The sequence below is a fragment of the Rhodococcus sp. 14-2470-1a genome, assembly GCF_002259425.1.
Classification (GTDB): Bacteria; Actinomycetota; Actinomycetes; order Mycobacteriales; family Mycobacteriaceae; genus Rhodococcoides; species Rhodococcoides fascians_E.
This window is the reverse complement of the sequence record NZ_NPFZ01000027.1, coordinates 131,776-146,389: the sequence shown is the minus strand read 5'-3', so window position 1 is coordinate 146,389 and position 14,614 is coordinate 131,776. Positions and strand designations below refer to the sequence as shown.

Here is a 14,614-nt window from a genome sequence, read left to right as displayed (position 1 = left end):
TCGTGATTGATCCTCTGGACGGATGATTCCATCCTCGATCCGCGGCAGGGTCGAGGCATGGACATCGTCAGAACTCACAGCCTCGTCAAGCGATACGACAACCGCACCGTCGTCGACGACGTGAACCTCGCCATTCCCGAGGGCTGCGTCTACGGTTTCCTCGGTCCCAACGGATCGGGCAAGTCGACGACGATGAAACTGCTGCTGTCTCTGATCCGGCCGACTTCCGGTGAAGTGGAAGTGTTCGGTCGACCGATGAACTCTGACACCCGACGCGAATTGCTCACCGGGATAGGTTCGTTGATCGAATCACCACCCGGCTACGGTCACCTCACGGGCGCAGAGAACATGAAGATCGTGCAACGATACCTGGGCTCGACCGACGACCAGATCACTCGCGCCGTCGCCACCGTTCGACTGCAGGACCAACTGAACAAGAAGGTGAAGAACTACTCACTCGGAATGAAGCAGAGACTCGGAATCGCCATGGCACTGGCCCGCGAACCCCGACTTCTCGTGCTCGACGAGCCCACCAACGGACTGGATCCCGCGGGAATCGAGGAAATTCGAGCCCTGCTGAAGCATCTCGCCGAGCACGGAGTGACCGTCATGGTGTCGTCGCACCTCCTCGGCGAGATCGACAAGACGGCGAACGTACTTGGAATTCTCAGCGAGGGGCGACTGATCTTGCAAGGCAGCCGCGACCAACTTCTTGCCGCCTCCACTCCCGACGTCGTCATCGACATCCTCGGTTCAGATAACCCCAATTCCACTGCTGAACAACAGCTTCGGGATCGAGAGACGCTGCGTATCCCATCCGTCGACGACCTTCACACCGCCCACGTCGTCGGCGAACTCGTCGCATCCGGAGCCGGGGTCTACGGAGTCCGGCGAGACGAGCAGTCACTCGACGACGTCTTCATGAACCTCACGAGCGGCGGAAGACTGTGAACATACTGCGCAACGAGTTCGCCAAACTGCGGCATCTGCACCTCGTGGCCCTTGCTGCGTCGATGACCGCCGGCATCGTCGCGCTGACCGTCGTCGGAACGATGACAGGGGATGCCGCACAGCACGCCTCGGTACTGTCCCTCGCCGGACTGTCCCTCGCGTTTCCCCTCGTCTCGCCGCTCATGATCGCCGTAGTCGCAAGCCGAACCATCGACATCGAACACCACGGCAACGGATGGCTTCTCAGTCGCGCCACCGGAGTGGCCCTCGGTGAACTCCTACGTGCCAAGGTGGTATCCGCTGGACTCGTCGTCACCACAGCGACCGTCGCGGCCGTCTCCCTCGGGGCGCTACTCGGCGGAACGAAGCCGCTGTGGACATGGCTCGGTTACGCAGGCGCGATGGTCGTCGTCAATCTCGCGGTCCTGACGCTGCACCTGACGGTTTCGACACTCGCGGTCAACCAGCTGATCTCGCTGGGAATCGGCGTTCTGGGCACCGTCGTCGCGATCTGCGCATCCGGATTTCCCTCGTGGCTGGCACATCTCACCCCGTGGGGATACTACGCACTCGCGTCCGCCGCGGACTACCGAGGCGACCACGTCATGACACTGTCCCCGTCCTACACCAGTGTGGCCGGGCTCGCCGTCGTCGGCGTCGCACTGTTTCTGTTCGTCACGGCTCGGCTCGATCGACAGGAGTTTCTGGCATGAACACCGTTGCCGCCGAACTGATCAAACTCAAACGATCCCAGAGCCTGACCGTCGTGATCCTGCTGCCCATCCTGATAGTCGGAGTCGGAACATTCAATACAGTTCTGTCCGGAGAACAACTGCAGAACGGTTGGCACACACTCTGGTTGCGAACGGTGGTGTTCCACGGCCTCTTCCCGCTCGCACTGGGAGTCGCCCTCCTGGCATCGCTGATCTGGAAACCCGAGCACGACAGAGGGAACTGGAATTTCCTGATGAGCGGCCGGGCCCCCTCGCTACGAATCGTCGTCGCCAAGACCTCGGTCGTGGCACTCCTCACCGCTGCCATGCAGGTGTCGATGGTCGCGACAGTCCTCGTCGTCGGCAAACTGGTGTTCGGACTGGACGGACCACTGCCCGCGCCGTTGTGGATCGCCGCCGGGTTGACCATCTTCGCGGCGGTTCCACTGGCCGCAGTGCAGTCCGCACTGTCGATGCTCGTCGGATCCTTCGCCGTACCGATTGCCCTTGCGCTCGTCGGCGCAGGCGTCTCGGCATTCCTGCTCACCGCCGACGTCGGTGCCGCCATCGTCGTACTGCCGCATGCCTTGGTCTCGCGCGCAACACAACTCGCCACCGGCACCTTCGGAGACGGTGGCTCGCTCACCGCGGGATCCACCCTGTCCGTAGTCGGCGCGACCATATTTCTTTCTGCGGTGGCAATTGTCGGCTCGAGCAGAATCCTCGACCGTCGGGATGGTCGTTCCTGATCACGTGACGGGCCCAGGCACGCGATCAGGCGTCGCGAAATTCCTGGGTGAGCGCGCCACCTTCCCAGTCCCATCGGCCGTCGGCCGCGCCTGCCATCAGCAGTTGCTTGATGGCACCATGGTCGACCGACGACGGAAGATTCAAAGCGAGCAAGTTGAACTGTTCGGCGCCTTCGCCTTCGGCACCCAGTTCCCCGAACACGTCCATCACCGACTGAAGGGTCTCCCCGCCGTCCCGCAACGGGATGACTCTGACCGTGCAGTTGTCCGACGGTTCGACGGTGTCCTGGACGACGAGTTCGCCGTCCGCGTTCTCCTCGACACGGACGATGTCGCCTTCGGCAGCGCCCCGAACGAAGAACGGCGTGTTGTTGAGCTCGACGAGATCGTCACCACGGGGTATCGCCCACATACGCTCGGAACCCACGGGTGGCCAGTTGTCCTCGGTCCTGGGCAGCTCGAAAACCACCTTCACCAATGCCGTCGTTTCTCGCCCCGCAGTCATTCGGACAGCATGCCAGACCACCTCGAACTCTTCACCGACACATCGGGCACCGGAAACGTGGACCGAGGGGGCGACGGCGGTCCCTGCTCAGCATGAGGCAGCCACCCAGCAACAGTCAGATCGGGAACAGGTGGTGCTTCCGTGGGTTCTTGAAGACTTCCTTGTCCTTCAGCAATTTCAGCGCCTTGCGGAGTTCGAGGCGGGTGCTCGAGGGCTCGATGACGGCGTCGATGTAGCCACGCTCGGCGGCGACCCAGGGAGTGGCCACGTGCTCGTTGTAGAAGTTGATGAGCTGCTGACGCACGGCGGGAGCGTTCTCTCCCGCGGCGGCCATCTGCTTGCGGCCGATGATGTTGACTGCACCTTCGGCACCCATGACGGCGATACGCGCTGTGGGCCAGGCGAAGTTGATGTCGGCACCGAGCTGCTTGCAGCCCATGACGGCGTAACCGCCGCCGTAGGCCTTGCGGACGACGACGGTGACCTTGGGTACCGATGCTTCGATGTAGGAGAACAGGAATCGGCCACCGCGTTTGATGACGCCGACCTTCTCCTGGTCGACGCCGGGAAGGAAGCCGGGTGTGTCGACGAGGAAGACCAGTGGAATGTTGTAGGCGTCGCAGATGCGCACGAAACGTGCTGCCTTGTCGGCACTGTCGGCGTCGAGCGCACCGGAGAGGTACATCGGCTGGTTGGCGACGACACCGACGGACCGGCCGTCGACACGGGTCAAACCGGTGATGACGTTGGGTGCGATCTCCGACGACATCTCCAGGAATTCACCGTCGTCGAACAGCCGAAGGATGATGTCGTGCATGTCGTAACCGGCGTTGTCGGCGTCGGGCATGATCTTGTCGAGCGACAGGTCGGAATCCGTCACCTCGGGTTCGAGACCCGGGTTGACGACGGGTGGGTCTTCCTGGCAGCTCGACGGCATGTAGCTGAGGTAGTTGCGAACCCAGTCGAACGCGGCCTTCTCGTCGGGCGCGACGTGGTGCACGTTGCCGTACTGCGCCTGCTTGCGCGCACTTCCGAGGTCGTCGAGGCTGACGTCCTCGCCGGTCACGGACTTGATGATGTCCGGTCCGGTGACGAACATGTACGCCTCTTCGGTGGCGACCACGACGTCGGTGTTGATGGGCGCGTAGACGGCACCGCCTGCGCACTTGCCGAGGATGACCGAGATCTGCGGGCACATTCCGGACAGCGGCTCGTGGCGACGCCCCAGTTCGGCGTACCAGGCCAGGGACGTCACGGCGTCCTGCACGCGAGCGCCACCGGAGTCGTTGATGCCGATGACCGGGCATCCGACCCTGATGGCGAAGTCCATCACGCCGGCGACCTTGCGGCCGAACATCTCGCCGACGGTTCCGCCGAACACCGTCTGGTCGTGCGAGAAGACGGCGACGGGGCGACCGTCGACTGTTCCGTGACCGGTGACGACACCGTCGCTGTAGAGAGCCGACGGGTCGTTGGGCGCTTTCACCAAGGCGCCGATCTCGACGAAGCTGCCGGGATCGAGCAGCATGTCGATGCGTTGCCGGGCACTGGGGATGCCCTTCTTCGCGCGCTTGGCGATACCGATCTCACCTGCCGGTTCCTTGGCAAGTTCGAGGTTGGCCCGCAGGTCGGCCAACTTTTCGGCGGTAGTACCAGTCAAGATTTAGTCTCCGGTTCTCAGCGACTCGATCTCATCGAGCTTCTTCGTCATGTGTGCCGCAATTCGTCCAATGTACGGCTCATCGACGACGGCGAGATGGTCGCCTCCGATTTGCACGATCTCGAGATCCTTCACGACCGGTCCCCAGCCGCCGTGATCCTCACGAGTGGCGTAGGCAGGCTCGAGCGCGATGGCGTCGTCGTGGTACTTGTCCGCCATGTACAGCGTCACCGGGCCGCCGTACGGCTTGAGCTCCGCTGTTTCGATCGCGCGGTTGTCCAGCCACGACGTGCGTTGGTGCTCGATGATTCCGCCCGGGATCTTGGCGCCGCTGAGCTTGACCAGATCGGTGATGATCCGGATCTGGCCTTCGTCGTCGGCTTCGACGAGCTTGTCGTACGGAATCGGGTAGTCGACGTCGTACGTCTTCTTCGCGAACTTCGCGTACCGCTCCCACCGGCGACGAACCTCGTCCTTGGTGTCGGGAATCTTCGCACCCGGCATGACGGTGTCGAGGAGTCCGACGTACGCGACCTCGATGCCCTCTTCCTCCATCTGACGGGCGACCTCGTAGGCCAGGATGCCGCCGAGGGACCATCCGACGAAGACGTACGGGCCCTCCGGCTGGATCGCCTTGATCAGCGGAACGTACTCCGCCGCACGGACCGAAATCGGCCCCTCGACGCGCTCCAACCCGTACATCGGAGTACCCGCAGGGAGCTTGCGCAGCAGTGGTTCGTACGCGACCGTCGAGCTGCCGGCCGAGTGGAACGCGAACACCGGTGTCGCGGTGGATCCTTCCGGACGTGGACGCAGATTGCGGACGAGACCGTCGATCTCTCCGCCCTCGAGGTGCGGACGCACCTTGTCCGCGAGCTGCTCGATCGTCTCCGAATCCAGCACGTCGTCGAAGGTGATCTCGCCGCCGGCCCGCTCGGTGAGGCGCGCCGCCAACTTCTCCGCGGTCTCGTCGTCGAGAATCGGGAGCGTGTTGAAGATGCCCTTGGCGGATTCCTTCGTCACCACGGCCCACGTCGCGAACGTCATGCGCTCGGCGTTGTCACGTGGCGGAACATCGGATCCCGCTGCTTCCGCGAAAGCTTCCTTGCCACCGAGATCGGTCTGCGCGGACGGCGCCGGCTGGTACTCCGCACTCGGCGTCGCAACCTCGTCCGACGCGACCGCGGTGTCGACTGCGGCGTCCCGTGCCCCCGCTCCGGCCTCGGCAGCCTTCTCGGCTTCCTTTTCCGCTTCCTTCTCGGCCGCCTGCTTGTCTGCGAGAGCCTGAACTTCCTCACGGTTCTCGATCGCGTACCGCAGGTACTTCTCCACCTCGAGGAGGTTTGCGTCCCGGACGGCCTGCAATTGAACAGTGGGGATGTCGAACTCGTACTCCACGCGGTTCTTGATGCGGACGGCGCTCAGGGAATCGAGACCGAGCTCGATGAGCGGGATCTCGGGAGGCAGGTCCTCGGGTGCGTACCCCATGGACTCGGCGACGATGATGGCCAGGCGGTCTTCGAGCTTCTGGTTGCCGTTGGGATCCCAACGATCACCGAAGTCCTCGACAACCTCCGGCAACTCCTCCACTCCGGGCCGGCCACGGTCCACGACACCCGTGGATGGCTCGGCGACAACAGGTTCCGGCAGCGCCTCGCCCGACGTCACGACGGCGTCGTGCAGCAACGTGAACGACGAGCCCGCGTGCGCGTGCACCTGGACGGACGCTCCCCCGAGGTGCGGGGTCAGCGTGGTCACCAAGGTTCCTGCGGTCGGGATGGCGGCGTGCGACACCGATGCACCGAGCGCAACGCCCGAGAAGACCTGCGCTGCCGCGGCTTCGACCAGAGTTCCCAGAGACTCGACGCTCGGCGCCTCGACCTCCCACACGTGCCTGCCGTCCGGGAGGGCGACGTGCGATCCCGGAATACGGCCGCTACCACTGGAATTGACGCGAGTGTTCAGCCAGAACTCCTTGCGGAGGTAGGCCGTACGCGGGATGGGAGCGTAGCCACCTTCGGCGAAGAGAGTCGGCAGATCCAGGGCATGGCCGTGGACGTACAGCTGCGCCAGGGCAGCGAGGAACGTCTCGGACTCGTCTTCCTTGCGCTTCAAGGTGGGAACCAGCGTCGAGTCCGCAACACCGGCAGCCCATGCCGTCGCCGCCACGGACATCAGCGCGACAGGATTGGGAGCCAGTTCGACGAACGTCGTGTGGCCGTCTCCGACAGCAACATTGACGGCCTGGGTGAAGTTCACCGGGTGCCGCATGCCCTTGACCCAGTAGTCGACGCCGTGGATGGCCTCGTGTCCGACGCGGCAGTGCGCCTCGAGATCGACGGACGAGTAGACCCCGGCCGTCAGCGTGCTGGGCTCGATGCCTGCAAGTTCGGCGGCGAGTTCGCCGAGCAGCGGATCGACGGCGGACGTGTGGCCCGCGCCCTTGACGTCGAGAAGGCGAGCCATCTTTCCGGCTGCTTCGGCGACGGTGACAAGTTCTTCCACCTGCGCACGAGGCCCACCGACGGTGGTATGCGTCGGCGCTGCGTACACGCAGGGCTCCACGTCCGGGAACTGATCGGTCAGGGCAGTGACCTCGTCGGCGGTGTACTCCACCAATGCCATTGCGCCCTGCGACGCGGCTCCCAGACCGTCCTGGCCCTCGGCGAGCAGTCGCGAGCGGGCGTAGATGATCCGCACGGCGTCTTCCAGGTTGAGCCCGCCTGCGACGTATGCGGCGGCGACCTCACCCATCGAGTGGCCGATGACGGCGGCGGGCTCGGCGCCGTGCGCACGAAGCGTTGCAGCCAAAGCGATCTGGATGACGAAGATACCGACCTGCGAGTTCTCGAACTCGTACGTCTGCGAGTCGTCGAGGATGATCTCCTTGATGGAGTAGCCGGCCTCGTCGATCAGCAGTTCGTCGACCTCGTCGAGTGCCGCCGCGAAGATCGGGTTGGTGCGGTACAGCGTCGATGCCATCTTGCGATGCTGCGAGCCGAAGCCGGAGAACACCCACACAGCACCGTTGGAGGCCGGCGAATCAGCGGAAAAAACACCCTGCCCGGGCTTACCGGCCGCGATGGCACGAAGCCCCGTGATCGCTTCCGCTCGGGTCTTCGCGAGAACCACTGCACGCGAACGCCCGTGGTTACGCTTGGCCAACGCACGGCCGACGTCCGCAAGAGGCGTCGTGCTGCCTTCTTCGGTCTCGAGCCAGTCGGCGAGATCCGATGCGGCGCGCTTACGGCGCGATGGCAGAGCAGCGGACACCGCGAGGACGACCGTCTCGTCGACCGAAACGGACTGCTCCAGAATTTCTTCGGCCTCGGCGACGGGATCGGTGGTCTCGATCTCCGAGACCGGCGAAACACCCTCTACCAAGACAGCTTCCGGATCAACCGCCTCCGGATCGAAACCCTCAAAAACTTCGTCGGCGACATACTCCTTCACCACGACGTGGGCGTTGGTGCCGCCGAAGCCGAAGCCGGAGATACCCGCGACGGCCTTGCCGGTGTAGCGCGGCCATTCGGAACCCTCGGGAATGACCTTCAGGTGTGCCTTGTCGAAGTCGATGTACGGGTTCGGTCCCGCGTAGTTGAGCGAGGCAGGCAGACGATTCTGCTGCATGGCCAGCACGACCTTGATCAAACCTGCTGCACCGGCGGCAGATTCGAGGTGACCGAAGTTGGTCTTGGCCGATCCGAGCAGTGCCGGCTTGTCTGCGTCGCGGCCACGTCCGACGACACGTCCGAGAGCGTCGGCCTCGATGGGGTCACCGAGGATGGTTCCCGTGCCGTGCGCCTCGATGTAGTCGACGCCGGACGGTGCGATACCTGCATCGCGATAGGCGAAGCGCAGCGCGTCGGCCTGAGCATCCGGGCTCGGTGCGAGCAGCCCGTTGGAGCGTCCGTCCTGATTGACGGCCGAGCCTGCGACCACTGCGAGAATGTTGTCGCCGTCGCGCTTGGCGTCCTCGAGCCGCTTGAGTACGACGAGGCCACCACCCTCGGAGCGAATCATACCGTTGGCGTCGGAGGAGAACGCCTTGATCTTGCCGTCGGGCGCGAGCACACCGGTCTGACCGAAGCCGACGGTGATGGGCGGTGCGAGCAACATGTTGACGCCACCGGCGACGGCGAGGTCCGACTCACCGGTACGCAGGCTGCGCACGGCCTGGTGGACGGCGACGAGCGAGGACGAGCACGCGGTGTCGACTGCGATGGACGGGCCACGGAAGTCGTAGAAGTACGAGACGCGGTTGGCGACGATGGCCGTCGACGTTCCGGTCAGGGCGTACGGGTGCGCCTTCGGGTCGCTGACGGCGAGGAGCTGATAGTCGTTGGACGAGCTGCCGATGAAGACACCGACCTGCGAGCCCTTGACCGAGCTGGCGGGGATGCGCGCGTGCTCGAGCGCCTCCCAGGTGAGCTCCAGAGCCAGCCGCTGCTGCGGGTCGACGTTGACGACTTCGTTGGGCGACATCGCGAAGAACTCGGCGTCGAACGTCTTGACGTCGTCCAGGTAGCCGCCCTTGGTGACGGTGGCGTCGACGGCTGCCTTGATGGCCGGGTCGGAGGTGAACTCCTCCCAGCGGCCGTCGGGCAGATCGGTGATGCCGTCGCGGCCCTCGCTGAGCAGGGCCCACATCTCCTCGGGGGTGGTGCCTGCTCCGGGGAAACGGGTGGAGACGCCGACGATGGCGATGTCGTGCGAGTTTCCGGCGACGATGCCACGGGTGTAGAAGGAGTCGTCGACATCGCCCGCGGGTACCTCGGGTTCGCCCTCGATGATGATCTTCGCGAGCGACGCGATCGTCGGGTGCTGGTAGACCACCGTCGCGGTCAGCGTGACTCCGACGAGCTCCTCGATCTCACCGCTCAGTGCGACCGCGTCACGCGAGGACAGGCCGAACTCTTCCATCGGCCGGTCGTCGGAGATCTGGTCCGGTGACTGGTTGGTTGCCTCGGCGACCCAGTTCCGTAGCCACTCGCGAAGCTGAGCGACAGTCAAGTCGCCGTCGCCCTCCGCACGCTGGATCTTGTCGGTTTCTTGTTCAGCCATCACTCACCAAGTTACGTGTAGAAGGAAACGGGACCCGATCCGAAGACGTCAGTCCGGCAGTTCCGCGTCGGGGAAGGCCTGCTGCTGGTAGCCGCCGCGCAGGGTGCCCTCGATGTAGGCGGCCTTGCAGGCGCGGCGGGCGATCTTGCCGCTGGAGGTGCGGGGGATGGATCCGGCCGGGACGAGCAGGACGTCGCGGACGGTGACGCCGTGCCGTGCCGAGATGGCGGCGCGGACCTCGTCGGCGATGGGCTGCGGATCTGCCTTGCCCGCGCCCGGGGCGCGCTCGGCGACGATGACGAGTTGCTCGGCGCCGTCCTCGGGATCCTTCGTCAGCGCAGAGCCGCTGAAGTCGAAGACGATGTCCGGGAGCTGGTTGAGCGGGACCGAGAAGGCGGCGACGAAACCGGGGCGCAGTGCCTTGCTGGATTCCTGCGCCGAGAACTCGAGGTCCTGCGGGTAGTGATTGCGGCCGTCGACGATGACGAGGTCCTTGACGCGGCCGGTGATGTACAGCTCGCCGTCGTGGTAGACGCCGAAGTCTCCGGTGCGCATCCAGTTGGCGCCGTCCGGGGCACCGTCGGCGTGCGAGCCGGTCGCGATGCGGCTGACGAGCTTGTTGTGGAACGTCTCCGTGGTCTCGGTGTCGCGACCCCAGTAGCCCTGACCGATGTTCTCGCCGTGAAGCCAGATCTCGCCGACGTGGTCGTCGGCCTGTTCGGTCGCGGAGTCCGAGTCGACGATCGCTGCCCACTGACTACGAGCGACGGTGCCGGTCGAGACCTGCGGGATCGCGCCCGGGGCGTCGGCGTCGACGACGACGAAGTTGCCTGCGTTGAGCTCGGTGCGGTCGACGTAGACGACCTTGGCCTCGTCGGCATGCTTGCTGGTGGAGACGAACAACGTCGCCTCGGCCATGCCGTAGGACGGCTTGATGGCCGACTTCGGCAGGCCGTACGGGCCGAACGCGTCGTTGAACTTCTTCATCGACGTGGTGGTGACCGGCTCGCTGCCGTTGATGAGGCCGATGACGTTGGAGAGGTCGAGCTTCTCGCCGTTCTTCGGCAGTCCGCGCTGCGCAGCGTGCTCGAACGCGAAGTTCGGGGCGGCAGCGAAGGTGCCTGCACCGTCGGAGACCGCGGCGAGTTCCTTGATCCAGCGCCACGGCCGCTGCACGAACGCGCGGGGGCTCATGATGGTGATGTACTTGCCGCCCAGCGCGGGCAGGATGACCGTCAGCAGGCCCATGTCGTGGAACATCGGCAGCCACGTGACGCCGCGCGAGTCCTCGTTGATCTCCATGCTGTCGACCATCTGCAGCGCATTGACGCCGACCGCGCGGTGCGTGATCTCCACGCCTGCGGGGACGCGGGTGGAGCCGGAGGTGTACTGCAGGTACGCGATGTCGTCGAGCTTGGCGGCGGGCTCGACCCAGGTCTCGCCGACGCTGTCCGGGATGGCGTCGACAGCGATGACGCGGGGGCGCTCCTTGGCGGGGAGTGCACGGAAGAAGGCGCGGACACCGGCCGCGGAGTTGGTGGCCGTCAGGATCGCGGTAGGGCTGCAGTCGCCGAGGACCGCGTGCAGACGGTCGGTGTGACCGGGCTCGTCGGGGTCGAACAGCGGCACGGCGATGGTGCCTGCGTAGATGGCGCCGAAGAACGCGACGACGTAGTCGAGGCCCTGCGGAGCAAGAATTGCGACGCGATCACCGGGCTGGGTGACCTGCTGCAGCCGTGCTGCCACCGCGCGAAGACGCTTGCCGAACTCGACCCAGGTGAGCTCGTGTGCTTCACCGTCACGTTCGCGGGAGTAATCCATGAACCGATAGGCAAGAGTGTCGGCGTTCTCGGCGACGTTCACCTCGACGTGGCGGACGAGCGTCTTGCCTTCGGCGATGGTGATGTGGCCGTTCTCATCGATGTAGTCATCGAATGTGTGGCTCATGGTGTTCGTTTCTCCTCCGACGGTGTCCGCTGCGATTGCGCTTCCCGAAGCTGGCGCCCCGGAGCTCTTTCGGCCCGCGCCCCGACTTCCTTTTCACTCACGACTCGCACCCGAACTGCGTGAATATTACTAGCTGGTAGCTTGCCTCACGGCAAATACTTGCTGTCTTCGTCATGCTCCTCCGAAACGGCGGCGCATGCCCGGAAGACACGTCCTTCGGTCACTCGCCTTTCAACAGGTCGATGACCGGAGCGAACGCTTCCATCTGAGTGGGGAAAACCCCGACATAGGACATCGTCGTTTTCGCGCGAACGTTACGGATTTGATCTGCGATCTCCTCGTATGTCCCGAATGCGAGGTACGGCGACGTCAGGATGTCCTCGACGCTCAGCTTCACGTCCACGTCGACGTTGGGCGGATATCCGTTGTCCAATGCGGCGAGCGCCATCTCCGCCATCTGCTCGCGATCGTCGGTGACGACGATGGTCGTGATGGCCCAGTTCAGTTCGATCTCGTCGAAGCGATCCCCGGCTGCTGCGCGAATGAGCTCGACGCGTTCGAGGGTCTGCTCGAGCGTCATACCGGAGAGCTTGAGCTTGCCTTCCTTCGTGCTGGCCGGAACCACCGAGATGATGTCCGCGTACTTGGCCGCGAGCGCGAGCATGCGAGGGCCGCCGCCACCGACACAGATGGGAGGACGAGGTCCCTGCCGCGGACGAGGGCTGCCCTTGAGTCCGGAGATCTGGAAGTGCTTGCCCTCGAAGTTGCACTCCTTGCCGCGCAGCAAGGTGTCGAGGATCTCGAGGCTCTCCTCCAGCTTCTCGATGCGGATACCGGGCTTGTCGTACTGGATGCCCGCCTTGTCGTACTCGTCGCGCATCCAGCCCGCGCCGAGACCGAGCTCGAGGCGACCGCCGGACAGCACGTCGATGGTGGCGGCGTCCTTGGCGAGAATCGCCGGATGCCGGAAGCCGTTGGCGAGGACAGCCGTACCGAGCCTGATCTTGTCGGTCGCGACGGCCAGGGCGCCCAGCGCAGCGATCGGCCCGACCTGGTTGCCCAGGTGATCGGGGATCATGAAGCTGTCGTACCCGAGCTCCTCCGCCTGCTGAGCCAGCTTGACGAACTTACGCGCCCCGCCCTCCTCCGCGTTGCCTTCTCCGCCTGCCGCGAATCGGAACTTGCGCAGTGCCGTGACGTGCCCTTCTGCGGGCAGATCGGGGGCCTGGGCAGAACACATGTATAGGTCTCCTCGTGCGGTCATCTTCGGTGCCCAGCGCCAATCGCCAGCTGGTCCAAGGCGCCACTCTATCTGCTCACGACATGGGAATACACTTCGCGGGGTACGCCGGGACCACCTTTGTGCGTATTCCTCAGGTGCCCCGAGGCGACCTTGTGAGAACTACACGGGGTGCATCAGGAGTGCGGAATCTCCGGCGCCGACGAGATCAACCCGGCCGCCCAGCCCGCCGTCCACTGCGTCGACGTCGTGCCTGCATCGTCGACGACGAACGAGTTGTACGACGCGTGGACCGGGTTGCCTGCCGCACCCGCGAGGATGCCGATGCTCTGCGGAATGTTGCGCAGCGACAACCCTTCCGAGGGTGCCGCACAGATGAGGTCGCCCGCCGCGCAGATCTGATTCACGCGGTCGTTCAACGCTCCGAAACCGTCCGGACGCGCACCCGTCATCGTGATTCCCGGAAGGTCGAGACCACCGAGCGCGACCTCGGCACCGACGCCGTCGACGGGCGGTCCGATATCTGTTCCCGACGTGCCGTCGCGCCTACCGTCGGCGATCAACGTGACACCGAGGACCTTGTCCGCGGCGACGGGGCCGTTGCCCGCACCGATGTCGGCGGCGATGTCCCCGGCGATGACCGCACCCTGGGAGAAGCCGGCGAGAACGTAGCTCGTCAACGGGCAGCGATCGCTGACGCGAGCCAGTTCGGCTCTGGCCGCGGCGGTGCCTTCGGTCCTGCTGTTGTTGTAGGACTGTTGCCCGTCCGGTGGGAACGCGATCGGGTTGGAGAACTGAGCGACGTACGGAACCGTGTACACGCTCGCCCGCGACGGATCGAACTGTTCCTGCAGCGGGCGGGTCACGTTCAGCATCAGCGACGCCGGGTTGGCCGTCGGGTTGTACGGATCGTCGCCGACGGCCGACTCCCACGTTCCCGGAATCGCGATGACCGCGACGTCGGCGCAATCGGCGGGCTGCGACTGCGGCTGATCGGGCCCTGGCCCCGGCAGAGGCGACGGGATCTCCTTCGGGAGACGTCCGGCCAGCAGGTACCACAGGGCTACGACGATCAGCCCGAGAACGACCACCCCTGCGAGCAGCTTCGGCAGCAGCCTTCTCTTGCGCTTCGTTCGATTGGCCATCGACGTGTCCGTCAGGCCTTGCAGATGGTGTTCTGAGCGGACGCGATGTAGACCTGCGCGGTCTCACCTGCCTGCTCCGCGGACACCTGGGTGCCGGCGGCACTCGCCTCCACACCGACGTTGGCGGTCACGAACGTCGCGATCTCGTCGGCGGGCACGCCCTGGGACTGGGCGGAGCAGATGTACGACGCCGTCGAGATCGCGATCTCACCGTTGCCCGCAACTGTGACGCCCTGCTTCTCGAGCTCGTCGAGGAACGCCTGGCCCCGCGCGTCGACGGGTGCCTCCGTCGGCCCGGGAAATCCCTCGGGCACCGGCTGCGGCTGCTCCGGCGGTGCGGTCGCCGCATCGCCGGGGCTGGTCGTCGGAGCCGCACTCGACGTCTCCTGCGACGAGGTTGCCTCCGCGCTGGTCGTCTCCGCCGCCGTGGTGGTCGACGACGACGTGGACGGTGACCCGGTCGCGGTGGAGTCGTCGCTACCGCAGGCGACGAGCAGGCCGCCCGCGGCGACGCTCAGTACCGCCAGGGACAGTGTCCGGGAAAGAGAAGTGCGCATGATGGAGAGTCCTTCGACGTTTCGTTGGGACCATGACCCGGAGGTCGATGGGTTCACGACCGGGCGGCCGGACGGACGACGAC

At 65.2% G+C, this 14,614-nt stretch carries 10 protein-coding genes; 3 read left to right on the top strand and 7 right to left on the bottom strand.

Annotated elements, in window-relative coordinates; translation table 11 throughout:
* Positions 1-57: 57 nt before the first annotated feature.
* The 3 genes from CH292_RS15415 to CH292_RS15405 are packed head-to-tail and all read left to right on the top strand — an operon-like array spanning position 58 to position 2,413.
* On the top strand, positions 58-951 hold the full coding sequence (locus CH292_RS15415) for an ABC transporter ATP-binding protein (RefSeq protein WP_094655160.1): 894 nt from the start codon (positions 58-60) through the stop codon (positions 949-951).
* Positions 948-1,664: an ABC transporter permease gene (locus CH292_RS15410; protein WP_037183359.1), complete on the top strand. Its 717-nt coding sequence runs from the start codon at positions 948-950 to the stop codon at positions 1,662-1,664. The genes CH292_RS15415 and CH292_RS15410 overlap by 4 nt, the downstream gene beginning before the upstream one ends.
* Positions 1,661-2,413 (top strand): ABC transporter permease, encoded by a 753-nt coding sequence (locus CH292_RS15405; protein ID WP_037183361.1) that lies wholly within the window; start codon positions 1,661-1,663, stop codon positions 2,411-2,413. The genes CH292_RS15410 and CH292_RS15405 overlap by 4 nt, the downstream gene beginning before the upstream one ends.
* 25 nt (positions 2,414-2,438) lie before the next feature.
* Here the strand turns inward: CH292_RS15405 and CH292_RS15400 are convergent, their stop codons facing one another.
* From CH292_RS15400 to CH292_RS15370, 7 genes are all read right to left on the bottom strand, one after another.
* Complete coding sequence (locus tag CH292_RS15400) at positions 2,439-2,918, bottom strand: DUF4265 domain-containing protein (protein ID WP_033189336.1); 480 nt, start codon at positions 2,916-2,918, stop codon at positions 2,439-2,441.
* 115 nt (positions 2,919-3,033) lie between these two features.
* On the bottom strand, positions 3,034-4,578 hold the full coding sequence (locus CH292_RS15395; protein ID WP_027498815.1) for an acyl-CoA carboxylase subunit beta: 1,545 nt from the start codon (positions 4,576-4,578) through the stop codon (positions 3,034-3,036).
* A gap of 3 nt (positions 4,579-4,581) precedes the next feature.
* Complete coding sequence (pks13, locus tag CH292_RS15390; RefSeq protein WP_094655159.1) at positions 4,582-9,642, bottom strand: polyketide synthase Pks13; 5,061 nt, start codon at positions 9,640-9,642, stop codon at positions 4,582-4,584.
* Between the two features lie 48 nt (positions 9,643-9,690).
* Positions 9,691-11,589, bottom strand: a complete 1,899-nt coding sequence (gene fadD32 / locus CH292_RS15385; protein ID WP_019667133.1) for a long-chain-fatty-acid--AMP ligase FadD32 — start codon at positions 11,587-11,589, stop codon at positions 9,691-9,693.
* A 220-nt stretch (positions 11,590-11,809) separates the two neighbouring features.
* Positions 11,810-12,829, bottom strand: a complete 1,020-nt coding sequence (locus CH292_RS15380; protein WP_019667132.1) for an LLM class F420-dependent oxidoreductase — start codon at positions 12,827-12,829, stop codon at positions 11,810-11,812.
* Positions 12,830-13,005: 176 nt separating this feature from the next.
* The gene (locus CH292_RS15375; RefSeq protein WP_037160472.1) at positions 13,006-13,974 is read right to left on the bottom strand and encodes a cutinase family protein; all 969 of its coding nucleotides are present in this window, start codon (positions 13,972-13,974) and stop codon (positions 13,006-13,008) included.
* Positions 13,975-13,985: 11 nt separating this feature from the next.
* Positions 13,986-14,531 (bottom strand): DUF732 domain-containing protein, encoded by a 546-nt coding sequence (locus CH292_RS15370; RefSeq protein WP_094655158.1) that lies wholly within the window; start codon positions 14,529-14,531, stop codon positions 13,986-13,988.
* Positions 14,532-14,614: the final 83 nt, after the last annotated feature.

Bases quoted from the DNA above. Each gene is read 5' to 3' on its own strand.
- CH292_RS15415 (WP_094655160.1), top strand. From the start codon at position 58: ATGGACATCGTCAGAACTCACAGCCTCGTCAAGCGATACGACAACCGC.
- CH292_RS15405 (WP_037183361.1), top strand. From the start codon at position 1,661: ATGAACACCGTTGCCGCCGAACTGATCAAACTCAAACGATCCCAGAGC.
- CH292_RS15400 (WP_033189336.1), bottom strand. From the start codon at position 2,918: ATGACTGCGGGGCGAGAAACGACGGCATTGGTGAAGGTGGTTTTCGAG.
- pks13 (WP_094655159.1), bottom strand. From the start codon at position 9,642: ATGGCTGAACAAGAAACCGACAAGATCCAGCGTGCGGAGGGCGACGGC.
- fadD32 (WP_019667133.1), bottom strand. From the start codon at position 11,589: ATGAGCCACACATTCGATGACTACATCGATGAGAACGGCCACATCACC.
- CH292_RS15380 (WP_019667132.1), bottom strand. From the start codon at position 12,829: ATGTGTTCTGCCCAGGCCCCCGATCTGCCCGCAGAAGGGCACGTCACG.
- CH292_RS15375 (WP_037160472.1), bottom strand. From the start codon at position 13,974: ATGGCCAATCGAACGAAGCGCAAGAGAAGGCTGCTGCCGAAGCTGCTC.
- CH292_RS15370 (WP_094655158.1), bottom strand. From the start codon at position 14,531: ATGCGCACTTCTCTTTCCCGGACACTGTCCCTGGCGGTACTGAGCGTC.